The sequence below is a fragment of the Sphingobium sp. TomTYG73 genome (genome assembly GCF_055394245.1).
Map to the genome: position 1 here is coordinate 656,672 of NZ_AP027340.1, position 24,512 is coordinate 681,183.

19 protein-coding genes and 2 pseudogenes are annotated in these 24,512 nt (G+C 57.8%); 9 read left to right on the forward strand and 12 right to left on the reverse strand.

Features of this window, described 5'->3' with window-relative positions:
- Positions 1-31: 31 nt before the first annotated feature.
- The 4 genes from ACZ5TH_RS15870 (at position 32) to ACZ5TH_RS15885 (ending at position 8,957) form a co-directional block, all read left to right on the forward strand.
- Positions 32-2,404 carry an arylsulfatase gene (locus tag ACZ5TH_RS15870; protein ID WP_464795236.1) on the forward strand — a complete coding sequence of 791 codons (2,373 nt, stop codon included), beginning with the start codon at positions 32-34 and terminating at the stop codon, positions 2,402-2,404.
- A 167-nt stretch (positions 2,405-2,571) separates the two neighbouring features.
- Positions 2,572-4,815: a sulfatase-like hydrolase/transferase gene (locus ACZ5TH_RS15875; RefSeq protein WP_464795237.1), complete on the forward strand. Its 2,244-nt coding sequence runs from the start codon at positions 2,572-2,574 to the stop codon at positions 4,813-4,815.
- A 42-nt stretch (positions 4,816-4,857) separates the two neighbouring features.
- The gene (locus ACZ5TH_RS15880; protein ID WP_464772937.1) at positions 4,858-5,841 is read left to right on the forward strand and encodes a LysR family transcriptional regulator; all 984 of its coding nucleotides are present in this window, start codon (positions 4,858-4,860) and stop codon (positions 5,839-5,841) included.
- Positions 5,842-6,491: 650 nt separating this feature from the next.
- Positions 6,492-8,957, forward strand: coding sequence for a TonB-dependent receptor (locus tag ACZ5TH_RS15885; RefSeq protein WP_464795238.1), 2,466 nt, complete (start codon positions 6,492-6,494; stop codon positions 8,955-8,957).
- A gap of 278 nt (positions 8,958-9,235) precedes the next feature.
- Here ACZ5TH_RS15885 and ACZ5TH_RS15890 read toward each other — a convergent pair.
- The 8 genes and pseudogenes from ACZ5TH_RS15890 to ACZ5TH_RS15925 form a co-directional block, all read right to left on the reverse strand.
- Positions 9,236-9,734, reverse strand: a pseudogene (locus ACZ5TH_RS15890) (thiolase family protein); the annotation flags it as partial.
- A gap of 448 nt (positions 9,735-10,182) precedes the next feature.
- A complete protein-coding gene (locus ACZ5TH_RS15895; protein ID WP_464795239.1) occupies positions 10,183-10,911 on the reverse strand; it encodes a polyamine aminopropyltransferase in 729 nt (242 codons plus the stop codon).
- Between the two features lie 85 nt (positions 10,912-10,996).
- Complete coding sequence (locus ACZ5TH_RS15900) at positions 10,997-11,206, reverse strand: hypothetical protein (protein WP_460988315.1); 210 nt, start codon at positions 11,204-11,206, stop codon at positions 10,997-10,999.
- Between the two features lie 424 nt (positions 11,207-11,630).
- Positions 11,631-11,966 carry a DUF6481 family protein gene (locus ACZ5TH_RS15905; protein ID WP_464795240.1) on the reverse strand — a complete coding sequence of 112 codons (336 nt, stop codon included), beginning with the start codon at positions 11,964-11,966 and terminating at the stop codon, positions 11,631-11,633.
- Positions 11,967-12,036: 70 nt separating this feature from the next.
- Positions 12,037-12,243, reverse strand: coding sequence for a cold-shock protein (locus ACZ5TH_RS15910; RefSeq protein ID WP_464795241.1), 207 nt, complete (start codon positions 12,241-12,243; stop codon positions 12,037-12,039).
- 466 nt (positions 12,244-12,709) lie between these two features.
- Positions 12,710-12,988, reverse strand: coding sequence for a hypothetical protein (locus ACZ5TH_RS15915; RefSeq protein ID WP_460988319.1), 279 nt, complete (start codon positions 12,986-12,988; stop codon positions 12,710-12,712).
- Between the two features lie 546 nt (positions 12,989-13,534).
- Positions 13,535-14,118: pseudogene (locus tag ACZ5TH_RS15920) on the reverse strand (IS5 family transposase).
- A 171-nt stretch (positions 14,119-14,289) separates the two neighbouring features.
- A complete protein-coding gene (locus ACZ5TH_RS15925) occupies positions 14,290-15,918 on the reverse strand; it encodes a long-chain fatty acid--CoA ligase (RefSeq protein WP_464795242.1) in 1,629 nt (542 codons plus the stop codon).
- Positions 15,919-15,987: 69 nt separating this feature from the next.
- Between ACZ5TH_RS15925 and ACZ5TH_RS15930 the strand changes: the two genes are divergently transcribed.
- Positions 15,988-16,191, forward strand: a complete 204-nt coding sequence (locus tag ACZ5TH_RS15930) for a hypothetical protein (protein ID WP_464795243.1) — start codon at positions 15,988-15,990, stop codon at positions 16,189-16,191.
- 289 nt (positions 16,192-16,480) lie between these two features.
- Here the strand turns inward: ACZ5TH_RS15930 and ACZ5TH_RS15935 are convergent, their stop codons facing one another.
- Positions 16,481-17,809 (reverse strand): aspartate aminotransferase family protein, encoded by a 1,329-nt coding sequence (locus ACZ5TH_RS15935; protein ID WP_464795244.1) that lies wholly within the window; start codon positions 17,807-17,809, stop codon positions 16,481-16,483.
- 199 nt (positions 17,810-18,008) lie between these two features.
- Between ACZ5TH_RS15935 and ACZ5TH_RS15940 the strand changes: the two genes are divergently transcribed.
- Positions 18,009-18,704 (forward strand): TetR/AcrR family transcriptional regulator, encoded by a 696-nt coding sequence (locus tag ACZ5TH_RS15940; RefSeq protein ID WP_464772933.1) that lies wholly within the window; start codon positions 18,009-18,011, stop codon positions 18,702-18,704.
- Positions 18,705-18,911: 207 nt separating this feature from the next.
- On the opposite strand, the gene ACZ5TH_RS15945 is transcribed toward ACZ5TH_RS15940, so the two are convergent.
- The 3 genes from ACZ5TH_RS15945 to ACZ5TH_RS15955 form a co-directional block, all read right to left on the reverse strand.
- Complete coding sequence (locus tag ACZ5TH_RS15945; protein ID WP_196227329.1) at positions 18,912-19,919, reverse strand: beta-keto acid cleavage family enzyme; 1,008 nt, start codon at positions 19,917-19,919, stop codon at positions 18,912-18,914.
- 69 nt (positions 19,920-19,988) lie between these two features.
- Positions 19,989-20,843, reverse strand: coding sequence for a 5'/3'-nucleotidase SurE (gene surE / locus ACZ5TH_RS15950; protein WP_464795245.1), 855 nt, complete (start codon positions 20,841-20,843; stop codon positions 19,989-19,991).
- Positions 20,844-20,978: 135 nt separating this feature from the next.
- Positions 20,979-21,761 (reverse strand): AraC family transcriptional regulator, encoded by a 783-nt coding sequence (locus tag ACZ5TH_RS15955; protein WP_460988325.1) that lies wholly within the window; start codon positions 21,759-21,761, stop codon positions 20,979-20,981.
- Between the two features lie 343 nt (positions 21,762-22,104).
- Here ACZ5TH_RS15955 and ACZ5TH_RS15960 point away from each other — a divergent pair, with 343 nt between their 5' ends.
- The 3 genes from ACZ5TH_RS15960 (at position 22,105) to ACZ5TH_RS15970 (ending at position 24,504) form a co-directional block, all read left to right on the forward strand.
- Positions 22,105-22,809 carry a TetR/AcrR family transcriptional regulator gene (locus ACZ5TH_RS15960; protein ID WP_464795246.1) on the forward strand — a complete coding sequence of 235 codons (705 nt, stop codon included), beginning with the start codon at positions 22,105-22,107 and terminating at the stop codon, positions 22,807-22,809.
- A 79-nt stretch (positions 22,810-22,888) separates the two neighbouring features.
- On the forward strand, positions 22,889-24,151 hold the full coding sequence (locus ACZ5TH_RS15965) for an ethanolamine utilization protein EutH (RefSeq protein ID WP_464795247.1): 1,263 nt from the start codon (positions 22,889-22,891) through the stop codon (positions 24,149-24,151).
- Positions 24,148-24,504: a hypothetical protein gene (locus tag ACZ5TH_RS15970; RefSeq protein ID WP_464795248.1), complete on the forward strand. Its 357-nt coding sequence runs from the start codon at positions 24,148-24,150 to the stop codon at positions 24,502-24,504. The genes ACZ5TH_RS15965 and ACZ5TH_RS15970 overlap by 4 nt, the downstream gene beginning before the upstream one ends.
- Positions 24,505-24,512: the final 8 nt, after the last annotated feature.

Consider the following 24,512-nt stretch of genomic DNA (forward strand, 5'->3'; position numbering starts at 1 on the left):
CGCGCGGCAGGATCACGGGGAGCAGACAAGCATGAAGAAATGGCTCAAGGCGGCGCTATCCGGGGCCCCTATTTTTACGTTGCCGTTTGTACCGGCTATTGCCCAGACGAGTGCGAGCAGCCCTGTCGCGCTGCCCGCCCCCCCTGCGCCCTTTGGCGGCGTTATCGGCACCAACTATTCCAATTCTGAACCGGCATTTCCCAAACCCGTCGCCGCGCCCGCAAACGCACCCAATGTGGTGATATTCATGACGGATGACGTGGGCTTTGGCGCCGCCAGCACCTTTGGCGGGCTGGTCCCCACGCCTAATCTCGACCGCCTGGCAAGCCAGGGCCTTCGGTATAACCGCTTTCACACGACGGCGATGTGTTCCCCCACCCGCGCAGCGTTGCTAACCGGGCGCAATCATCATGCGGTTGGTAATGGCATCGTGGCCAATCTGACGACAGGGTTCCCCGGCTACTGGTCGGAAATGCCACGCAGCGCGGCCACCATCGCCGAGACATTGCGGCTCAACGGCTTTAATACGGCCATGTTTGGCAAGCATCATATGGGTCCGGAAAGCGTCGTTTCAGCGGCTGGGCCGTTCGATAACTGGCCGACCCGCTTGGGCTTTGATTATTTTTATGGCTTCGTCGCCGCCGAGACCAACCAGTTCAAGCCTGCCCTCTATCGCGGAATAACGCCGATACCGACTTTGGAGGACGGTGTGCTGGACAAGGCCCTTGCTGATGATGCGATCAACTGGATCCGCAACCAGAATGCGGCCGCGCCGGACAAGCCATTCTTCCTCTATTATGCGACCGGATCGACCCACGCGCCGCTGCAGGCTCCGGCAGAATGGATCGCCAGGTTTCGCGGCAAATTCGACGCCGGTTGGGACGTACTGAGCAAGGAGATTCGGGCGCGGCAGGAAAAGCAGGGACTGGTTCCCAAGGGCACCAGATCGCAGCCGCGGTCTGCGGAGATCCCAGCCTGGTCATCTCTCTCGCCGTCACTCAAAAAGGTCAATGCGCGCGCCATGGAGGTGTATGCCGGGATGCTGGCCTATCAGGACGCACAGATAGGCCGCATCCTGGACGAACTCGATCGCACCGGCGAGGGGAAAAACACGCTGATCTTCTTCATCGAGGGCGATAATGGCGCCGCTGCCGAAGGTGACGTGAATGGCGCCACCAACGCCTTGGCAGGTTTTAATGGGTTTCAGGAAACAGACGAACAGCTTCTGGCTGCCATTGACGACTTTGGTGGCCCGAAAGCCAATCTTAGTCTTGGTTTTGGATGGGCCTGGCTGACGAGCACCCCTTTCCCCTTGTTCAAACAATATGCCTCGCATTTGGGCGGAACGCGCAATGGCCTGGTCGTGTCATGGCCAGGGCATATTCAGGGCGGCGGAACGCGATCGCAGTTCACTCACGTCACAGACATCGTGCCTACCATATTGGAAGAGGTCGGCCTCACCGCGCCCGCTACGGTCAATGGCGCTCTGCAGCAGCGAATGGACGGGATAAGTTTCGCCTACACGTTCGACCAGCCCAAAGCGCCGGAACGCAAGACGACGCAATATTTTGAAATGATGGGCAATCAGGCCATTTATCATGATGGGTGGTGGGCGAATACAACGCCTGGCCGACTCCCCTGGACATGGAACAAGAGCAGTGGACTTCCGAGCGATTATAAATGGGAACTGTACGACCTGAAGCGCGATTTTGCGCAGGCTGATAACCTAGCCACGAAACAACCGGACAAGCTGCGCGAAATGCAGGCTATATTCGTTTCTGAGGCAAAGAAGAACAATGTGTTTCCGCTCGACGACAGGATGACCGCAGAGCGTTTCCTTGCGGCGCACAGCGCAAAACCACAACGTGATCGCTATACCTACTGGGGTTCGGGCGTATCCATTCCTTCAGGACAGGCCGCGCCCTTGTTCAACCGTTCCTTCACCTTGAGGGCCGATATCATTGTTCCGCAACAGCCTGTTTCCGGTTCCATCCTTGCTCTTGGCGGCGCGTTCGGCGGATGGGGTTTCTATCTCAAGGACAATCGGCCAGTCGCAATGGTGGCGGCATCGCAACATCGCGAAGATCAGTTCCGGGTCGCCGCGACGCAGGCGCTCCCGCCGGGGCGCGCTACGTTGACCTACAATTTTGATTATGATGGCGGCGTCAATGGCGGCGGTGAAATGCGTATTTCGCGCGATGGGCAGGAGATTATGCGCGGTCGTATAGACAAATCGATTTCCCGACTTGTCGAAATGACCGACACCTTGGACGTCGGCATGGACACCTCAACCCAGATGACTTCGGACTATCCCGAAGGTGGCGTATTCAATGGCGTCCAGCGCGTAGACATCTCACTCGGCGCGGTTGGACTTCAAAGTGAAGCGCCGCAATTGATGCGGTAATATCTGTTTAGCCTGAGGCCCGCCACAATATTGCGGGCAAATTCAAGACCAGAACAGATCTGGCATTTTTTCGATTAAACGAATCGATAAAGGATGGATGCGAAATGAGCACGAAAAGCGGACGAATCCTCAGATTTTTGGCTTTGTCGGTCAGCGGAATCGCAACGATGGCCCATGCTCAGGTCCCGGCGGCTTCTCCGGCACCTTCAACCACGTCCGCAGCCCCTGAATATGTGCGACAGGCTCCCAAGGGCGCGCCCAATATCGTCCTGGTGCTGCTCGACGATGTCGGCTTTGGAGCCCCCTCGACCTTCGGCGGTCCGGCGCAGACAACCACGCTCGACCGGCTTGCGCGCGATGGGCTGCGCTATAATCGCTTTCACACGACGGCCATCTGCTCGCCGACACGGGCGTCCCTGCTTACCGGGCGGAACCCCCATGCCGCAGGCATCGGCGCTGTCATGAACTCGTCGGATGCGCGGCCGGGTTACAGCGGGTTCCAGGGGAAGGACACCGCCACGATCGCCACGATCCTGCGCGAAAATGGCTATGCCACCGGGGCTTTTGGCAAATGGCATCAGACCCCTGACTGGGAACTGACGCAGGCTGGGCCGTTCGATCGCTGGCCGACGGGAGAAGGTTTCGACACCTTCTACGGCTTCCAGGGTGGAGAAACGGATCAGTTCAACCCCACATTATATCAAGGCACGGCCCCGGTGATGCGGCCCGCAGGCGACAATTATCACCTGACCGAAGACCTCGCCAGCCGTGCGGTAAATTGGCTCCACACCGTGCGCACATCAGGCGCCCGGCGACCCTTCTTCCTCTACTTCGCGACCGGCGGCATCCACGCCCCGATCCAGGTTCCCAAGGAATGGATCGATAAATATCGCGGTCAGTTTGACCAGGGCTGGGACAAGTTACGCGAAGAAGTTTTCGCGCGTCAGAAGAAGCTGGGGGTGATCCCGGCCAACACCAAATTGACGCCTCGTCCGGCAGAGCTTCCGGCCTGGGACAGCCTCACGCCTGAACAAAAGCGATTTTCCTCGCGCTTGATGGAATCCTACGCCGCATATCTTGCGCATACCGATGCCCAGGTCGGCAAATTGGTGGACGACCTCAAGGCGAACGGCGAATTTGACAACACACTCTTCATCTATGTGGTGGGCGACAATGGTGCCAGCGCTGAAGGCGGACTGGAAGGCAGCCTGGATTATATGGGCAGGCTAACCGGCATTTCTCCCGCGCCGGACGCAAAGGCCTTCGCTCGTGAGGACGAGATTGGCGGACCGTCAACTTATGCTCACGTCAACTCGGCCTGGGCCTGGGCTTCAGACGCCCCCTTCCAGTGGACCAAGGCGGTCGCGTCCCATCTAGGGGGAACGCGCAATGCCATGGTGCTCAGCTGGCCGACCCGGATAAAGCGAGAGGGAGGCATGCGCAGCCAGTTCGGCCATGTGAACGACATCGTTCCGACAATATTGGAAGTCACCGGCATCCCCACCCCTGCAGAGGTGGACGGCGTGCCGCAAAAGCCAATGAATGGCGTCAGCCTCGCCTACACGTTCAACGACCCGAAAGCTCCGGAACGGCATTCGACGCAGTATTTCGAAGTCTTTGGTCACCGATCCATCTATCATGAAGGCTGGATGGCATCGGCCTTCCACAGCCGCTATCCTTGGACCGCGTTAGCGGACAATGGACGTCCTTTCGAAGAGGACAAATGGGAATTATATGATCTTCGGACTGACTTCTCGCAGTCCAGGGATCTTGCCCAGAAGAACCCGAAGAAGCTCGAGGAGTTGAAGGCGCTCTTCATGGCAGAAGCGTCTGCAAACCAGGTGCTGCCGTTGGGTGGTCAAGCCCCGGGCAAGGGCAATCTGCCGGACCCATCAGGAGGTCGCGAGTCAGTTGATTACCGCCAAGGCGATATCGGCGTGCCAGAGGTAGCTCTTCCCCGCATGTTCAGTCGTTCCTGGACCATGCGCGCGACGATCGATACGACTGATCGGGCGCGTGGCGTCGTCGCGGCCTTGGGCGGCACGGACTCCGGGATGGCGTTGTATCTGGATGGCGATGGAAGGCCGAAATTCACATATCGTCTGTTTGACGTCAAAACTGTCGATCTTGTGGGTCCAGGCCCACTGACACCGGGCAAGCATTCCATTCAGGTGGACTTCGACTATGTCGGAGGCGGCTATGGGAAGGGCGGCACACTGAAGATGGCCGTAGACGATCAACATGTCTCCTCCGACAGGATTCCTGCCACCCCTTACATGTTCAGCATACACGAAACCTTTGGTGTAGGCTTGGACACGGGAGCGCCGGTGGGTAGCTATCCCGCCGATGCGAGGCTCGGCTATCCGATCGAAGGCGCAAAAATCGGCCGCGTGACCATCCGCGTTCGCTAGAGCGTTTCCAAAGCGGGTGGTTTCGGGGCGGGAGGAGATATATTGCGCGATCTGTCAGGCTTGAGACTGTTCGTTCTTGCGGCACAGAATAAAAGCTTTGCAGCGGCCGCTCGCCAAGCTCAGCTCTCCAACGCGTCTATGTCTCGGCAAATAAGTGCGCTCGAAAAAAGTTTGTCCGTCAGGCTCTTTAATCGGGGAGCGCGTGCTCTGACACTCACGGAGGCTGGCCAAATTCTACTGGCGCGTCTGCTTCCGCTGCTGGGTGAGATGGACGAGATATTCGACAGCGTTTCGCTGTTAGAAGCAGAACCGCGAGGTTTGCTCCGTGTTGCAATTCGCGGTTTAATTGCATCTCAACGGGTTATGCCCGCATTGCCAGCATTTTTGGAAGCGCATCCAAGCGTTCAGATCGACCTACAAATTTCCACCGATGAGAAGATGGACCTCGTTGCCGAGAATATCGATGTCGATATTCGCTTCGATCTTCCCGATAGCGGCGAGTTGGTTGCCCGGCGCCTAGGGCCGATGACTCAGTTGGTGCTTTTGGCTTCGCCAGCCTATCTTGCCAAACGACCCGCTCCGTCGGTGGTCAACGATTTATCCGACCACTCGGCGATCTTGTACGGCTCCAAGTCTGAAAAGACGGTTTGGGAGTTCGCTGGCCCTGACGGTACCACCGCGCGGGTTATGCCTTCGGGACAATTGAGCGTGAATGATGGAGGAATGAACCGCAGCGCGCTGCTTACGGGCGTCGGAATCGGAATCATGCCGCTGGAAGAGATTGAGCGAGAAATAGCAGACGGGAGCCTGATCCGCCTGTTGCCCAACCATAAGATTATCCAGCCCCGTACCGGCAACGAGGGCATATTCGCAGTTTACCAGCGGTCTGCTTACCAGACCGGCAAGCTGCGGAGCTTCCTTATGTTTCTCGATGCTACCTTTAAGATGTCGAGCGACCATCAAACAAAACCGCCTGAAGCCCACGATCTGGGCATTCCGCAGCTGTATTCGTTACGCAGAATGTAACAGTTCATTTCGTATTTGGGGGCTACCGAACGAGCGCGGCCGAAGCTATCAAATGCTGGTACCGTAATCGGCATGAAAATCAGATGTCCGATGCAAAATTATTGGGTTTTCGCGTTGTCATGGTGCGAAATTTAAGAAGAAAATCTAGTCGGTGATAGGCATCGTCGCTGAAAATTAAAATTGATTCGGTGTTGGGGGATATTGTGCCGATTCAGGTTGAGCAGGGATCAATTCTCCATGTCTTTCGTGGCGATGGCGCATGCGTCACGATTTATGAATAGGGAATTTTGACTATGCCAAAATTGGCCAGCAACACCACAAGAAATCTGTTTATGCGAAACGCTAGCTGTGGGGACACGGTAAAATAATTATACGGATCAATATAATGATCAGAGCCTATGAAATGGCACATACTAAATAATTATTGGGACTTTGCAAAAATTAGTTCGACGTCTTGACCGGATCAAAGGCGCCCAAATCGTTTTGGCAAGTCGACAAATTATATCGCGTCAATGAAAAACGACAGTCATTGATTCTTCATCAAGTAATGAACAACGGGGCATAATAAATGTCGGAATCACTACGCAGATGATTAATCAGAATATAAATCTATTTCATTCTACGAAAAAATTATGAACGGAGGGGATAAGATGCCTAAATTGTTTGCCAGAACTTTAATGGGGGGGGCCGCGATGATGGCCTTCGGTGGCGACGCGCTAGCGCAGGTACAACCACCTACTGCTTCGACGGGCGTGAATGGTACTGCAACTGCTGTCGAAGGCACAGGTCTTTCGGAGATTGTTGTCACGGCACGCCGCCGGGCTGAGCGACTGCAGCAGGTTCCGATTTCTGCCAGTGCATTCGATGCTAATTCGCTCGCGCAACGGAATATTTCGAACACGCAGGACCTGCTCGGACAAGTTCCGTCGCTCGTCGTGGGTGGGTCAGGGCAGCAGCGCAGCACCGAAAATATCACGATCCGCGGGCAAGGTGCGACCTTCAACGCCGCCCCGGGCGTGGTGCTGTATTCGGCCGAAGTTCCGCTTATTGCCGACCAGCGCAACAATGCGCAGAATGGCGGCGGCCTCAACTACTATGATCTCGCCAGCTTGCAGGTTCTGCGTGGGCCACAAGGCACGCTGTTTGGTCGTAATACGACCGGCGGCGCCGTTCTCTTCGAACCTCAGCGTCCGACTGATCGGTTCGAGGGCTACGGCCAGATCCAGTACGGCAATTATGACTCTATTGAAGTGCGCGGCGCGCTCAACGTGCCGATCGTGGCAGACACGCTGCTGCTGCGCGTCGCTGGCATGTATCAGAAGCGCGATGGCTTCACGCACGAGATCACCACGGACACCGATCTCGACAATCGCAACCGCTATTCCTTCCGCGCAGGCCTGACCTGGCGTCCAGCGCCAGGGATCGAGAATTACCTGCTCGCAACCGTCGGTCGCGTGCAGGAACATGGCACCGGGACAGTGCTCAACGCGGTTCCAGCGGGGGTCAATCCGCAAAACGGTGTGCCCTACAGCGATTATCTGGAGGAGCAGATCGAGCGTGGTATCCGTTCAGTCGCGCTCAGCCCGCTGCTCTTTAGCGAGCGGACGCGTTATTTCTCCATAACGGACATCCTCTCGGCGGAACTTACGGACAACCTGACGTTCCGCAACATCGCCAATTATCAGCGTCTGAAGAACAGTGCTCCGTTCGACGGCGATGGGATTCCTGATGATCACCGCCCGCCATTGTCCACGGACGGTGGGGGCTCGATTGGCGCCCAAGAGATTGATCCGGGCGGCCTTCCCAATTACAATTACTACACCGATGTCCGTCAGTACTCGTTCGAGCCTCAGCTTCAGGGCAAGGTTGGTGGAGACGCGCTCAACTTCACCGTGGGTGCCTACTATGAGAGTGTTAAGCCGCTAGGACAACAGCTGGTTTCGGCAACCAATCAGACCCGCAGAGGCCAGAGATCAACCAGCCAAGCGCTGTATGCGCAGGGGACGCTGTCTTTCGGCAGTTTTTCGAACAGCCTTGATGGGCTGCGGCTGACCGCTGGCTATCGCTATACATGGGACAGCCTGACGGCATTCTCCAACTTCGGATTGCCCGGTGCACCAGTCACCTCGGAGCGCGCCAAGTTCAAGGCGCCGAACTGGACGGTCGGCCTTGACTATGATGCCATGCAAAATGTGTTACTCTACGCCAAGATCAGTCGCGGCTATAAATCGGGAGGGATCGGCACTGCCACCCCGGCACCAGAACTACGATCCTTTCGGCCTGAATTTGTCACCTCCTATGAAGGCGGCATAAAGGCAGATTGGCACCTCGGCGGCGTGCCAATCCGAACCAATCTAAGTTATTACTATACGGACTATAAAGATCTGCAGAGGACCGGCGGAACCGCCTACATATTCAATGGTCAACCGGTCTTCGGCGCGCAAACCAGCAATGCTGGACGAGCGCACATCCAAGGCGTGGAGTTTGAAGGCGAGATACGACCCGCCAACTGGCTCACGCTATCGGGGACCTATTCCCACACTGCTGCCAAATATGATGAATATACTGCGCCCTCCCTGTTCCCCGCAGGCATTCCTGCTTTCGGCCTGCCGCCCGGCTTCGACTGCGGTTCAGGCGTTCCGTTCAACGGCGCAACGGGCCAATGTATCCTGACCGGGATACCGTTCCAAAATACGGCGAAGAACCAGTTCAGCCTTACCGGTCGCATCGATTTGCCAGTCGATGAATCGTTCGGGAAGGTCGCCGTCTCCGCTACATATGCCTATATCAGCGCTCAATATCAGTCGGCATCCAAGGCACCTGTCGATGAGCCGTTTGCCTATAACGGCGGTAACTGTCCCCGCCTGCAGTCGGGACCCAATGTCGGTGCCGTTCAGTGTGGCCCGGGCGATGGCTATGGCTTGCTGAGCGCCAAAATACAGTGGCAAAATGTTGCAGGGTCGAATTTCGACCTCAGCGCATTTGCGACCAATCTGACTAACGAAGACTATATCATTAGCAGTAATGGGACCTCATACCAGAGCGGATTCAACTCCTACATTTATGGTGAGCCCAGAATGTACGGGATTTCTGTTCGATATCATTTCGGACACTGAGTGATCATGCGCCATCACGCCTTATCAAAGGGTGATGGCGCAATTTCGGAGCCAGAGATTGACCATATGATTGAATCTGGTCTGCCATCGGCCAATCCTATGATTGGACCTCACCGAAATCGAGCTTTTACAGAGAACTCGTCGTAGGAGAGTTGCTGGCCCAATCACTTCGATCCACCGATCATTATCATGCCTGAGCAGAGCACCGCCCTCGCCTTTGCGAGGCCCTTATTTGGCTGCGATTTATCATGATTATCTGACCACCGCGATTCGGGCAGTCCAATGCACAGGCTGGCGACGCGGCGCATCAGACCCCATGCCGCAGGCACCCATCAATGTCGCAAGGATGCGCGCGCCCGATGCGCCGATTGGATGTCCGAGCGCGGTCGCACCGCCGTTCACATTGAGCTTGTCCGCCGGAATGCCGAGATGATTAGCGGCGATCATCGCTACCACGGCGAAGGCTTCGTTGACTTCGAATAGATCGACGTCATCCACTGCCCAGCCCGGCCGAGCCTGTCCGCAACGCTCCTCCCGGTCATGACGAGCGCCGCGGCGCCGTCGGAAATGGAGGATGCCTTAGCGGCGGTGATGGTGCCGTCCTTGTCAAAGGCGGGCTTCAGTGAGGAAATCATATGGGGCCGCCTTACCTGGCTGCTCATCGGTATCGACTATTATCTCGCCGCCCCTGCCGGGCACCGCAACCGGCGTGATTTCGCGGATGACGGCCCCGCTGGCAATGGCTTCATTGGCGCGGGACAAAGAACGAAGCGCATAGGGGAGCGATCATCGCCTATAACGCGCCCTTTGAGCGGCGGCATCCGCGATCTACGAGCTGTTCCCGGATTTAGCTGGCCCTCTCCAAGCGATGGCCGATCACCGCATTTTCAGCGTAGCCCGTGATGAAAAATCTTCAGGTCAGACCTCCGGGACGCTGAAGCATTTCGTGCCGTGATGAAAAACAAACTAATTTCGGGCGAAGTCACCGGCTCGCCGTCGCATATCGCGCTGCAGCACCCCCTTGCAAGCGGCGGAGGTAGGCCATGGATAGGATCAATCGCTCCAATCTCACAGAATTTCCGCGCTGAAACAGGCATCGGCATCATCTTGTTCCCAAAAGAGGAGCCGGTATGAAGAGTATGCCCATGCTCTGGGGAAAATCATCGATGTAGTCCGTCGGGAAACGCGGGAGGCAGCCAAGCGACTTCGCCCCTGAAGGGTCGGGTTAAGGCCGCTTTGAAGCAAGCCACACAGTGTGGATAGTGTTTTCTCCGTCGACGACCGCCGCCACATCAACTTCATCAACATCGAAGCCGTTATTTTCGAGGCGCGCAACAAATGCATCGTCATTATAGGCCGACCAGATCGCCAGGATGCCCCCAGGCTTGAGCGCTGCATGAGCCGTGCGCAGGCCCCAATTGCAATAGAGGCGTTCGTTCGCAACATGGATCAACCCGTCAGGGCCATTATCGACGTCCAACATAATGGCGTCGAACCTGGCTTCGGCGTTTGCAATCACATCATGAACGTCGCCCAGTTCAAGAACGACACGGGGGTCCAAGAGGTAATCATGGAAGAGATGGGCCAAAGGGCCTTTCGCCCAGTTCACGATCTCAGGGATGAGTTCTGCTACCTTGATCTCGGCCGCCGGAGGCAGTGACTGCAAAGCAGCGCCGAGCGTGAAGCCCATGCCCAAACCGCCAATGAGAACTTGAGCATTCCGTCCGGCCAAGCGCTGACATGTCAGGGTAGCGAGCGCTTCTTCCGAATGACGTACTTGGTTTCCCATTAGTTCGTTATCGCCGAACCTGATGGAATAGTCCTCACCCCGGCGTAAGAGGCGCAGCCGGCCTCCATCGGGTAGCTCCGCCATGCCAATCAGTTCGATCGAAATCGTCGCGCATTCGTCAGGTGATGCCAACACGGCTTTTTCCTTTAGTGCTACGGCGCGCATATACAGGACGCCGACCGCGATCCTCCATCCTCAAGACGAAGGTAGTGGCAGGTCGAATTTTTGGTGCGCCATGGAGCCACGAGATTCACTTGGTGGCAAACTGCCCGGGCTGAGCCCTGAACACGAGGCGCGCATGGGTTCGGACTGAAGCCGCCGTCTTGAAACTCTCCTCCTGCAAGTGAGATGTCACGAGCGGATAGCCCTGCGAATTATACCGTGTTTCGCGGACCGTGAGCCGGAAATTTCCATCCTCGTCCTTCGTGATGAGGAAGGGGGCGACTTTTTCTCGGCTCATGATGTCTCCTTATGAGGTTGCGAAAGATCGGCAGCATGTCCGGCTGCCGTTATATGCACGTTCAGCCAAGCATCGCCGCAACGATCTGCTTTAGCTCACTAGTGGACAAAACCGCCGCCCGAACCTGGACGGATCGCGGCGCTAGTCCTTGGCTAAAGGGCAGATGGAGGGTGGTGCGTTTACTGGTCGGAAAGATACTATTCATTTATAACCTCGCGGCGTAGGCCGCATTATTCTTAGTTGGAGTTCGCGCGCTAAGGGCCGCAGCGATGCTGAGCCTGAAGCGAGTAATGACAGATAGCTTGCAACTGAACCGGCCAAATTAAGCGGCCCAATATGTTCGGTTACGGCAACGTCCGCATGCAGGAGGGCTCCAGAATTCATCTCCCGATGCCGCTTCACCATAGGTGCAGGCACGGCGTCGTCAGGATGATGCACGCTTCTTCCGCGCGAGATACCGCGCATCGCGTGCAGCCTTTTGTTCAGCTTCCGTGAGGATGGGCTTATGCCGTGGGGCATTCGCAGCGGTCGCTTCAAGCTCTTGCGCACGTTTTGCGGCCTTTTGTTCCTGGGCCATGAGCAGAGCCTTTTGGCGCTTTTCGCGGGCAGCGGCCTCTTTGGTCTGTCGGAGTTCCGCCTTCGCGGCCGCAGCGGTTTGGTCAACCGGCGGTTTGTTGCGCAGTTGCTGGAGACCCTCCGTCCGGGCACGCGCCGCTGAGGCGATACGCTCCTGGAAGGATGGCTCTTTATATCTTTTCATGCAGGGAAATGTCCTGTGCTAAAGCATTCGCCTGAAGCCGCCGGGCAGCGTCAACCGCCCGGCGCCATTTTCAGGCTGCCTGGAGGTTGACGGCCGAGGTCTTGCCGCGGCGGTCCTGCTCCAGATCATAAGTGACGCGCTGATCCTTTTCGAGGGTGCGCATGCCTGCCTGTTCAACGGCAGAGATATGTACGAAAGCATCGCTGCTGCCATCTTCAGGGGCGATGAAGCCATAGCCCTTGTCGGCGTTGAAGAATTTGACTGTTCCGGCGATCATGCTCGGTCTCCTTGTCGCATGTCCTGGGAATGCGACCATTCGCTCATCCCGGCTTAAAAGAGGCAATGTGGGGACAAGGAGAGCCGAAGTGGCCCGATATCCGTCAAAACGCGACGTTCAGCAACATGTTGATAGCACAGCTTGAGGAAAATGCAAAATTGAGGCGGGCGGATCAATTGCACCATCTATCGAGATCTGCCACCGCGCTTCACTCTTACAATATTTGCGTCGTGCCAACGCGTTGGAAATGGCTACGGGCACCCCATTCTATCTACTTCGAGCGGTGGCTTCGTCCCGCTTCGCCTGCGCGACCGCATCGTTCAAAGTCGAGTACCGCCAATCCCGATAATGAAAACGATACACAGGCACCTTCGTGATGCAATAGCGAGCCATGAGTTCGGTGTCGTCTACAGGTTCCACAGTCATTTTCTCTCCGATCGTCACGAGCGAGGGTTGACTGACGAGATCACTGACGGCCGCCGGCCGTGGGCTGGGCAAGGAGCTTAACTGCATTTTCAACCGTTGAGTATCCGGTCGGATCGGCGATCGCCAGATCGAGTGGCCTTGCGCCCAAAGATGCGTTGTGGGTGTTCAGAAAGCGGATTGCCTCCTTCTGACCGAGAAGTACGAATGCAAGGTGAGTGATCAAGCCTTGCCGCCTTGCCTGCTCAGGAGAGAGCTTCATCTCGCGGTTGACGAATACTCGCCTTCGTGGGCGTGCGGGCGCGGTTGCATCCACTGTCATGCGGGAACAGCCAGGCCTACTGCAGGGGCCAATTGACGGGTCCAGAACAGCCAATCCGCCGAGGCGGGAGCGTTCTTCGAAGAGAGTAAGTCGAAGATTTGACCGCCGACAACCCCGGCGGCACACAGATGTTTGCGCCGGGCCGACTCGCTATGTGCGTCAGCGGCACGCATCAGCGAAACCTGGTGCTCGGAATAAAGTCGATTGAGATCCATGTGCGAATTCCCTGGTAAGCGGGAGCGCGGTGGTCTCTCAGTCAAGAACGCCTACATTGCCTATGCCCTTGATAACATTCATATAGGAAATATATAGCAATTTACAAGAGCGCATGCGATCCAATATTAATAAATGATCATCAAATATATCGTTGCGATACTGCTCTATGAAATAGGTAATACATCATATATTGCCAATTATATACTTTCTTCATATGTCAATTTGACTGTGTGATATCGGGAAGATCGCTAGGGTATACCTGTGATCTTCTCGTTCGCGTGACACCATTATGCGAGCATTTGATCCAAAGCAGCTAGGATCCAGACTCGTTCAGAGCCAGAAAGCGACGGCCGCGGCGAGGCTTACGGCGGATAGGAAGTTCCGGGCGAGCTTGTCGTAGCGGGTGGCAATCCGGCGAAAGTCCTTCAAACGGCAGAACATGGCCTCGAGCCGCCAGCGGTCTTTGTAGCGGCGTTCATCATAATGGATCGGGCGCTTGCGGTTGCGTCGGCCCGGGATCACGGGGATCGTGCCCTGCTCGCGCAAGGCAGCCCTGTTGCGGTTGGCGTCATAGCCACGATCGGCGATCACCCGTTTCATTCCGGCCGTTTCGCCGATGAGCAGGTCGGCGCCCTTCACATCGGATGTGTTGCCGGGCGTCAGGACAAGGCGGAGCGGCCGATGCGTGTCCAGATGCCCCGGCGGCTCCTCCTGTTCGAGCGGTTGTAGACGGTCGTCGCGGGGCCGTATTCTCCCGGACAATCCGCCCAGCGGCCACCGCACTTGAGCATGTGAATGATGTCCGAGATCACTCGTCGGTCATCAACCCGCCGCGCGCCTGGCTGGTTCTTCGGCAGGTGGGGCTCAATTGCCGTCCATGCTTCATCCGACAGCCAGAACAACGAACGCGAAATCCAAGGACCTCCTGCTTCAGTGGAGGCTCTCTGAATCAATATGGCCGCAGATTTTCAAGACCCTGATTGGGTTTGGACCCTAAGCAATTGCTCGCGAGCTAAGCCTACCCTTGCCCACCGAACTACATCATGTGGAGACTGGTTCGCCTTGGTCTGACAGCACCGTCGGTTTCAGACCGGCCCTGAACCGGCTTCCACAGACGGGCTCTCCGTTCCGGCCTTTGCATAGGCTTCGCGCAGTCGCGCCTTGAAGACCTTGCCCGTCGCCTGCCTTGGGATGTTGTCCACCAATACGGCCTCCTCGGGAATCCACCATTTCGCGCACTTGCCTGCGAAATGGGCGAGAAGATCGGCCGGAGCCGGTCGACAGCCAGCGCGGGGAACTACGACCAACAGCGGCCTTTCGTCCCATCGCGGATGCGGGATGCCGATGACAGCCGCTTCCGCAACATCGGGATGAGACGCCGCGATATTTTCCAGCGCGATGGAACTGATCCATTCCCCGCCTGACTTGATGACGTCCTTTTCGCGATCCACAATCTCGACATAGCCCGCGGGATCGACGACGGCGATGTCGCCGGTCGGAAGCCACCCTTCGCGCGCAGCTTCGATGGGGGGAGCATCACCATTATAATAGCTGGACGTGACGCTGGGGCCACGAATCTGCAGGCTGCCGAACGTCTTCCCGTCCCAGGGAGCCTCCTCCCCGTCTGCATCGACGATGCGAATGCTGAATGGGTAGGGCGTGCGCCCCTGCTTTCCAAGCATGACGCGCCTGTCTTCATTGTCCAGATGATCCCAATCATGTGGAGCGTTGAAAAGGCCGCCAGCACTGGTTTCGGTCATTCCCCATCCATGGCAGGTCTGAACGCCGTATTTTTCCTCCAGCGTCTTGATCATCGACGGCGTGGGAGCCGTCCCGCCGACGATAACGCGCTCAAGCGAGTCGACGCGTTCGTCCTGCGCTTCCAGAAACTGGATCAGGTCGCTCCAGATCGTGGGCACCCCTGCGGCCAGCGTCACCTGTTCCGTGCTGATCAGTTCGAACAGGCTGCGTGAATCGAGAGCGCTGCCCGGAAGGACCAGCTTCGACCCGTTCATCGCTGCGGCAAAAGGCAGCGTCCATGCATTCACATGATACATGGGAACTATGGGAAGCAGGCTGTCCCGGCGCCGAACCGCGAACCAGTCGATGCCCGAAATCACCAGCGATTGCAGCACGACCGAGCGATGGGAATAAAGGACGCCCTTGGGGGCACCGGTCGTGCCCGAGGTATAGCAGAGCGCCGACCCGGTTCGTTCGGCGATCACCGGAAAGTCGAAGACGGCGGACGCTGCTTCGACCAGTTCCTTATAAGGCAGAAGCCCCGCAACGTCCTCACCGCCTGACCCCATGACGATAATGTGGCGAACATTTTTCAGGCTTCCCCTGATCTGCTCGACCAGCGGAACGAATTGCGGCTCGACCAACAGGACTTTGTCCTGCGCGTGATTGATGATGAATTCGACCTGTTCCGGGAACAGGCGAGGATTTACGGTATGGATGATCGCGCCCATGGCGGGGACGGCGAAATACACCTCCAGATGCCGCAAGGAGTTGGTGGCCAGCGTGGCGACCCGGTCTCCCGCGACGACACCCAGGCTGGTCAGCGCACTGCACAGCTGCCGGGAGCGGTTGAGAACCTGCGAATAGGAGCTACGAACGATGCTGCCGTCGGGCTGGCGCGACACGATTTCGCGATTCCCGTGAAACCGGTCCGCATGCAGCAGGATAGAGCCTATCGTCAGCTCAAAATCCATCATCGTCCCGATCATCTAAAGCTCACATTCTTCAATGCTGCGCGCAAACTACACCGCAGCGGTGCGCTCATGCCGATCATCGCCGATCTGATGTTTTATGCCAAGGAAAATGCTCTTGGTATTCCGCGTGAGGTTCCTGTTAAGGTCCTGTTCCGTCGTGTCGAGGAAGCGAGGCGGACAAATACGGCGGGTGCGGCTTCGTTGAGGTCGCCCAGGACAATGTTGGCGCCAGATTCCAGTAGTTTTGACGTCGATACACGGCCCAGCGCATGATCTCGACCGACTTTTCTAAAATTCAACCATATCTTCCTTGTGCATTGAAGTGCAGAGGCCGTGGGGGGGCACCAGGGCTTGTAGTGACCACAGATTTTGTCGCTGCCATATCTACAATATGGGCGCACAATGTTACCGCCGCGCCTTCATTAGGCCCCACCCGGCAGAGCATCGCACCCCGTTCGGCATGCCGCAGCGCGACTTCCCGCCCGATATCGCGCCGGTGACGAGCGGTACTCTGGCGAAGCATCCGATGTTCCCTTCCGACGTTCATGTTTGAACATATGGGTCATTCCACGCTGCCAGGATGGGGAAGATGACGGAGGCGTTCCTCTGTAGCCGCACAGAAATTGTCGATGTCCTCGTCAACCATGGCGGTGGAAAGGAACCCCATGCCCGCCCCCGACACATGGAAGCCCTTGAGCACGAGCAGCCGTTGCAGCACGACCATCGCAGCGCTTTCGGCGGGCGTGTGCTGCTGGCTCCTATAGTCATAGACAGGCCGCTGATGCGTGATGATCTTGAACATCGACCCGACGCCCGTCACCTGCCCTGGAAACCCTGACGAGGCGAAGGCTTGCGTCAACCCGGCGCGGACGCGATCGCCGAGCATGTTGATATGCGCGACCAACGCGGGGGTCAGGAGTTCCAGCGTCACCCTGCCCGCCGTCATGGTTATGGGATTGGCCGAGAAAGTCCCGCTCCAGGGCACCAGCGGCCTGCCCGAATGATGGTCGAAGACTTTCATCACCTCTTTCGATCCGACCAGTGCACCGACAGGAAAACCGCCACCGATGATCTTGCCGAGGACGGTGAGGTCCGGCTTTATGCCAAATCTCTTCTGTGCTCCGCCGTGGTCCAGGCGGAAAGTTATGACCTCGTCGAGGATGAATACTGCTCCGATCTCGGTCGCCAGTTCCCGCAACGTGGCCGCGAATTCTGGAGTTACAGGGGTGAAGCCGAGATAGCTGGGCGCGGCGTCAAGCAGGATCGCCCCGATGCGATCCTTATGCGCACGGATGATCTGGACGGCAGTTTCAGGATCATTGAACGGGATGACATAGACATCTTCCAGAAGTCGGTCAGGTACGCCCGCAGCGTAGCCAACCGACTTTGGCGGCGTGGCGAACTCCTCTTTGGGCGTGTCCAGGCTGACTTCGGCATAGTCATAGGAGCCATGATAGCTGCCTTCGACTTTTACTATCGCGGGTCGGCCGGTGTACGCGCGTGCAGCCTTGATCGCGGACATCACCGCTTCCGAACCGCTATTGCTGAACCGGACATTTTCAGCCGTCTCTATACGGTCGCACAGCAGCTCAGCGAGTTCGATCTCCACCTCGGTCGGGTTGGTGTAGGCCGTTCCCAGCACTAACTGCCTGGAAACAGCATCTATGATGGCCGGATTGGCATGACCGTGGATCAGCGACGCAAAGTTGTTGAGCAGGTCGAGACGCGCCGTGCCATCTACGTCGGTGACATAGGCGCCCTTGCCGAATTTCGTGTAGACCGGGAAAGGCTCAAGCCATGGAACCAGACGCGTAATTCCGCCCGGATAGACCTTGAGCCCGCGTTCGTAGAGCCGCTTCGATTGAGAGTCGCAATCAGGCCAGATCGCCATTTTAAACCCCGTCAGTATCTGGTCATTCCCGTCCAATTACGGAATACTATCGCATTTTCGGCTGTATCATAATAGCGAACATTTGTTAATGCAAGTGCGAGGTTGGAGTTGCGGTGAGGGATCAGGAGCCAAGCAACATCGCAGGAGGTTGCATCGATGGTTGCCATCGGGCTTCGGAGAGTATTAAGGAACCAGCAGAATGACTTCACCGACAAATCAGACGAAGGTCCTGCGAAAGCGCGCTGGATACGAGGCCAGGCTGGCCGAATCCGAAGAGCTGGCGATCGAGCGGGAGAACCGCGCCACGCGATCGGATACCCGGGCACGGCTGCTGGTCGCGGCGCTCGACCTGTTTTCGAAGAACGGCTTCGAAGCTTCGACGATGCGTGACCTGGCGCAGTTCGCAGGTATCAAGGCGCCCGCCATCTACAATCACTTCAAGTCGAAGGAAGCCTTGCTGGGCGAAGCTCTGCTGTGGGCAATGGAGGACTTCAACGAGCGGGTCCTGGGTCCTCGCGACCCCCGCGAATCGAATGTAGAAGCGTTGGAAGGGATTTTGGAGCGGCACATCCGCTACCAATTGGACAACCCGGTCATCGCCAGGGCCTTCGACATTTTGATGGCACACAATCTGCTTCAGCGCGTCGGCGAAATAACATTCCAGCAGGCCATCCAGGACCGGCTGCGGCTATATTTGCGCGAGGTGACAAAGCTGGTGTCTCTGCTTGTCGAAGAGTCGTCGGTGAAGGCAGACTACAGGATCGTGTCGAGCGCCATATCGACCATGTATGATCAGGTCGGACGCTGGTACGTTTCCACCTCAAAGGCAGCTGACGACAATCTCGTCGCGACTTATTGGGACTTGGCAAGGCGGATGCTTGGCATCGACAGGTAACACCGGGTTGCCTGATTCCTTGACGTCGATGCTCGTCAAGCACTGGCCAAAATGAGGCGGTGTCTCTCCGTGCCCATCAGAGCGGGTTGTCAATAGGTCGCCTCGAAGCCGACCACTACCGCCACTGAAGCGAACCCTATCATCGGCATAGGAACGGCCATGCTCCCGTCCACTGGAGCATGGCCGTCTCTTTAACTCCGCAGCCGGTTATCCCTGGGCGCAGGATCTCAGCATGTCGGTATATTCCTGACGCGTCGCGACCCGGCGGCCCAGAACCTCACCCAGCTTCGCGCCAAGTTCGAAGGTCTGCAGGTTCGACTGGATGCGATCATCGCGATGCGGCCAGAGCCAATAGGTATCTTCCATGCCCACGCGGATGTGCAGGCCCATCGCGGCTGCGAGCGTCGCGACATACATGGACGCGCGGCCAGCAGCACACACCATGATCACGCCGTCAGGATCGACGTCGCGGATCGTGGTGACGGTACGCATCAGGCCTTCGACCATCTGGCGTGGATTTTCCATGGGGCTGCAACCTGGCAATGCGGGAAGGATCAGCCAGAAGGCCGGTCCCTTGATGAGGCCGCTCTTGATCAGGAAACGATCGGCATTGGCAACGTCGGCGTCGGTGTAGACGGCGATTTCAGGAATGCCGCCATTTTCCAAAATGAGGCGCACCTTTTCGATCATGACCGGCGCGGGCTTGCTGAACAGAGAATCGCCGATATAGGTCGTCGTGGTGTTGATCGGCGCACCGTCCAGCAGACCGGTCGCCAGCACCCGCTTCATTTCAGCCCACTCGCCTTCGAGCGCCGGGACAAGGCAGCCGTCGACCGACAAGTCGGGATAGTCCTTCTTCAGCGGCGCAACGACCTGTTCGAAGCGATCGAGCGAGAGAACATTATAGCCTTCATCGTCGCGAACATGGATGTGAACCGTGCTCGCCCCTGCCTCAAGGCATTCGCGGGCAGAATTGCGGATTTCTTCCGGCGTGTAAGGCTGGTTCGGATTCTGCGAGCGGCGGAAGAACGCGCCGGTAATGGCAACGGATACCGCCAGGGTTTCAGGGATATTCCACGGAACGGAGATCGGCGCATCGTGGAACGCGGAATGTTCCAGATCCAGAACGATAGGCGCGCCGTAGGGCCGCCAGATCATCCGCTCATTTTCGCGAGCGACACCTTTCCCAACTCTATCCCAATCAATCTTAACCATTTTTCACTCCTACGCTAAGTAATCCGTCCATCCGCAACGGCATGTGCCGCGCAAATCTCACTCATTCATCTATCCGCAGCAGCTCGCAGAACATGTGCCGTCCGTAGCGCCCAGCCGGGGATCGACCTGCTGGATGACGGACCGCGTCCATGCGCGCAGCTTCACCGCCGATCGGCCAATCCCACGATCGAAGCTGAGCGGCGTCACCGAGACATGGCCTTTGTCCAGCGCCCATGCGTCCGACCCCGGCTCTTTCGCGAAACGGGGGAGCCCATTGGCGTAGGGCTGCACCAGCCAGCTACCGTCAGATTCAGCGTCCGCCCGTTGGCAATCCAGCGGTTTCCAGATGCATTCACTGAAGGAGGTCAGCTTGATATGCCGGTCTGCCAAATGAGCCGGTACATTTATGTTCAGAACGCTGCGATCGGGCGGCGGCGAGGCGGCCAACCAGGCGGCAAGCTCCGCACCGACCGCGCTCGCCCATGCGAAGTCGGGGGTACTCCTGCTCCCGCAGCATGAGTGAGTCCCATGCGCCTGTTGCGAGATCGCCATGGCCGGATATCCCAGCATCCCGCCTTCCAGGGCGGCCCCAAATGTCGAGCTATTGCTTGCATCCTCTCCGACATTGGCTTCCTCGCCTATTCCAACCACGACGGCGGACACCTTGCTTGCAAGGCCCGACAGGATCGCGATGCGCACGCAATCGGGCGCCGTGCCGTGCACGCGATACAGCGGGTGACGATCATCACCGCCCGACCTCTCCACCAACACTGGCTCGCGCTCCGAAATCGCTTTTGAAAGCCAGACCTGCGGGGCTGCGGGCGCCACGGTCAGCACGTTGAAGCCGGACAGTATCAACGCGCTGCGCAGGGCAGCGATGCCCGGTGCGTCGTAACCTTCCGCGTTGGTCAACAGGATGTTCATCGACGTATCGCTTCCGCTTTTGCAAAGCCGAGGAGCGCTCGGACAGATATAATAATTAACGTTTGTTTCTGTTGGCAGCAACTGTTCGTTTATGATGGGTGGCCACTCGCCAACCCCCGTTTCAATCCAACGGCGTCATCTCTCCGGCCTCACTGCGAAACCGCTCCGTTCGGTGACAAAGGCGGTCGGCGTTGTTCCTATCAAGCGTTTGAACATCGCGGTGAAAGCGCTGGGCGTTTCGTATCCCAGCGACAAGGCCGTGCTCAGGATGGGCTCTCCGGCGATGAGTTTGGGCAGTGCCGCGACGATCCGCGCTTGCTGCCGCCAGACGGAAAGAGGACAACCCAATTCATCGCGGGCCAGACGCGACAATGTTCTCGCCGAAGCACCCGATGACCGTGCAAGCTCCTCGATATCAGGGCCACCGGGGCTATCGAGAATCTGCTCGCACGCGCGGACAAGGCGAGGATCGGACGGCATCGCCAGCGTCACGGCGTCCGCCGGTAGATCGTTCAGTTCGTCCAGCAACAGCGCATGCAGGCGAAGAGTGCGCGCCGAATCCCAGCTGGGAACGGCCTGGTCGATCGCTCGCAATATGAGTTCACGCACGAGCGGTGTGACGACGAATCCTCCCGCCCTTTCGCCCAGACGGGGCGGCGTCCGATCCGACGCGATATAGAGCGTACGCAGCAGAACAGGCGTTCGCGCCCGGAATTCATGTACGGTCCCGGGCGGGATCCATACGGCGCGTTGTGGCGGAACAACCCACAGTTTGTGATCCGCCCTGATTTCCATGACACCTGAAACAGCGTGAACGAACTGGCCGTTTGGATGCGAATGCGCCGAGATGACGTCGCCTTCGACGAAGTTGCGGGCAAGCACATGGACGGCGCTGGTATGTCTACTAGTGTCAACCAAGTGAATGCTCCTCCAACCCGTTGGAAGTCTCACCATCCTTAGAGCGTGCGCCCTGAGGGTCCACGCTTCCGAAGGAAAATTTCGGGGCCACGTCTGAAACTGCGAAGTGGCCGTGTTCCGTCCTTATGGCACAATGACGTCTGGCGCGAAGCGGGTTGATGGCCAACTTATACGCCTAATCGGCCAAAAAGCACGCGAGTGCTCGCCAGGCAGATGTCGCGCATCAACGTGGTCCGCGATCCGAGAGAAATAGTTTCCATTTGAACGGCGCCGTCCGACAGGGCATATGCATTAATATGAAAGACCGTTTGCATTTATACATTCGCGACTGGGGCATCGAAGCGTGTCAGTGAAGGATAGTAACGTTAAACCGCTGCAAACGAACTCCGCAAAGGTCGGCGATGCTACGGCGGCTCCGATCGTCTCGGCGCACCGCGTCCGGCCGAAAAGGACCCGTCGCAAATCGGGAATGCGGGAAGAGTTGCTGAAGGCTGCGGTGGAGCTGTTCGGTTCTCGCGGCTATGAAGCGGTGTCGTTGCGGGACATCACGGCGGAAGTTGGGCTGAAGCCGCCCGCCTTCTATAACCACTTTAAATCGAAGGATGAATTGCTCGTTTCGGCGGTTCTTGCTGCCCTCGACATGTTCAACAGCGAAGTGGTGGACAATGACGAAGAGGACATGCTGCCGGTCGAACGGATGAACGCACTCATCCGCCGTCATGTACTGTATCAGATTTCCAACGCCGCCTTCGCCAAGGCGAACGACCGGCTGATAGATTCGGCGATGCTGGAAAGGATCGGAAGTCCTGGCGCAAAGCAGGAAATACGTTCACATATGCGCCGCTACCTTGACGTCCTCACCCAGATTGTACGGGACATTTTGGCCGGACGATCCGATAACGCGCTGGATCCACGCATTTGCGCGCTGGCCATAGGCACGATGTGCGACAATGTTTTAATGTGGTATCGCCCGGGCGGGTCGGACAGCCCGGAAAAGGTGGCTCGACGTATGTCGGAACTTGCCCGTAACATGCTAAAGGTTGACTGACCCGAAGACACTTGACGAGATCGCAGGGCGGGTTAATATGAATGAACATTCGTATTAATGACGGCGGGAAGACTCGGAAATGAGCGGGTTGGGTCAATATGTGATCGGCGTCGTGATGCTGTTCGCGATGTGGGGCGCGATCGCCGCCGTTCGGGACGATAGCACAGGCATGGGCTGGGAATTCATGGAGGGGATCCGCACGACTGGAGTCCTCTTCCTTCCAGTTGGTGCCGTTCTCGCAGCCGCCCCCGTCCTGTCAGCGGCCATCAACCATGCGATTGCCCCCCTCTTTTCCTTTGTTGGGGCAGACAGGGCGATGGCGGCAACGACCCTGATTTCCGTCGATATGGGCGGTTATCAGATGGCCGACGCCCTTGCTGCCAGCCGCGAGAACTGGATTATTGCATCGTTCAACGGATTTCTGTTGGGGCCGCATGTCGTTTTCACCATCCCTGTCGCGCTGGCGATGCTGCCCAAGAAGGATCATCGATATCTGGCACTGGGCATGATGGCCGGCCTTATCACCATACCGATCGCGCTGTTCGTGGGATTAAGCGTCGTCGCAATGACCCACCCGCTCATCCGGCCCACGGTCGCGACCGGCGGCCCGGCGACATTCCGCCTCGCCATGACATTTGGCCAGATACTGCACGATCTTTTCCCACTGACCATCATCGTGGGCGCTATCGTGGCGGGCCTGCGGTTCATCCCGGACCTCATGGTCCGTGGGTTCATGGGCTTCGGTCGCCTTGCCGATGCCGCGATAAAGCTGATCTTCGGCGCTTGTATCGTCCAGTATTTCACGGGCGTTTTCAGCCATCTGTTCGGCGGATGGCCGTTTGACCCGCTGCTGGCCGACCCGGCCAATTCCATAAGGGGGCTGGAGATCGCCGGATATATCGGCATCATGCTGGCTGGCGCCTTTCCGATGGTCTACGCGCTGCGCCGTTATTGCGGCAAAGCCATCGAGAAGCTCGGCAAGCTGACCGGCTTCAGCGCGGTCGGAAGCGGCGGGCTGATTGCGACCACCGCCAACCCGTTGACGCTATTCAGACTGATCCCGGAAATGGATGCGCGCAATAAGGTGATGACGATCGCCTATGCGGTGTGCGGTTCCTGGATATTGGGTGACTCCCTGGCCTTTATCGCGAATTTCCAGCCTTCGCTGATCGTCCCTTTGATGTTCGGCAAGTTGGTGGGGGCTATCTGCGGCATTCTGGTCGCGCGCTGGCTGTCGGTGCCACGCGCCTTGCGCTTCGAGGAGGAGGATAAGGCAGCGGCCGAGGCGGCTGCGGCACCGTCCAACACGAAGCTGCATGCGCTTGAAGGAGCCATGCTGTGACCGCCGACATCCGCCTGTTCCGCCTGCAGGATACACCCATGTCGGATTATGGTGATGGTCAGGGTTCGGCCAGCATCGCTCGATTGATCGGGCCTGATAGCAGCCAGACGATGGGCGCTTATTTCGCGACGTTCGATGGCCGATCGGTGCCATGGACGGTGCGATATGACGAGATGATTCTGTGCCTGTCGGGCAAGTTCCGCCTGCGTACGGGGGATGAGGTCCACGAACTGGGACCGGGGGACATGTTGTGGATCGGGAACGGCACTGAATTGCGCTATGAAGGGGAGCAGGCGACCGTCTTTATCGCGATCGCCCCCGTCGATTGGCGCGACCGTCAGCCGCACGCCTGACACCATTC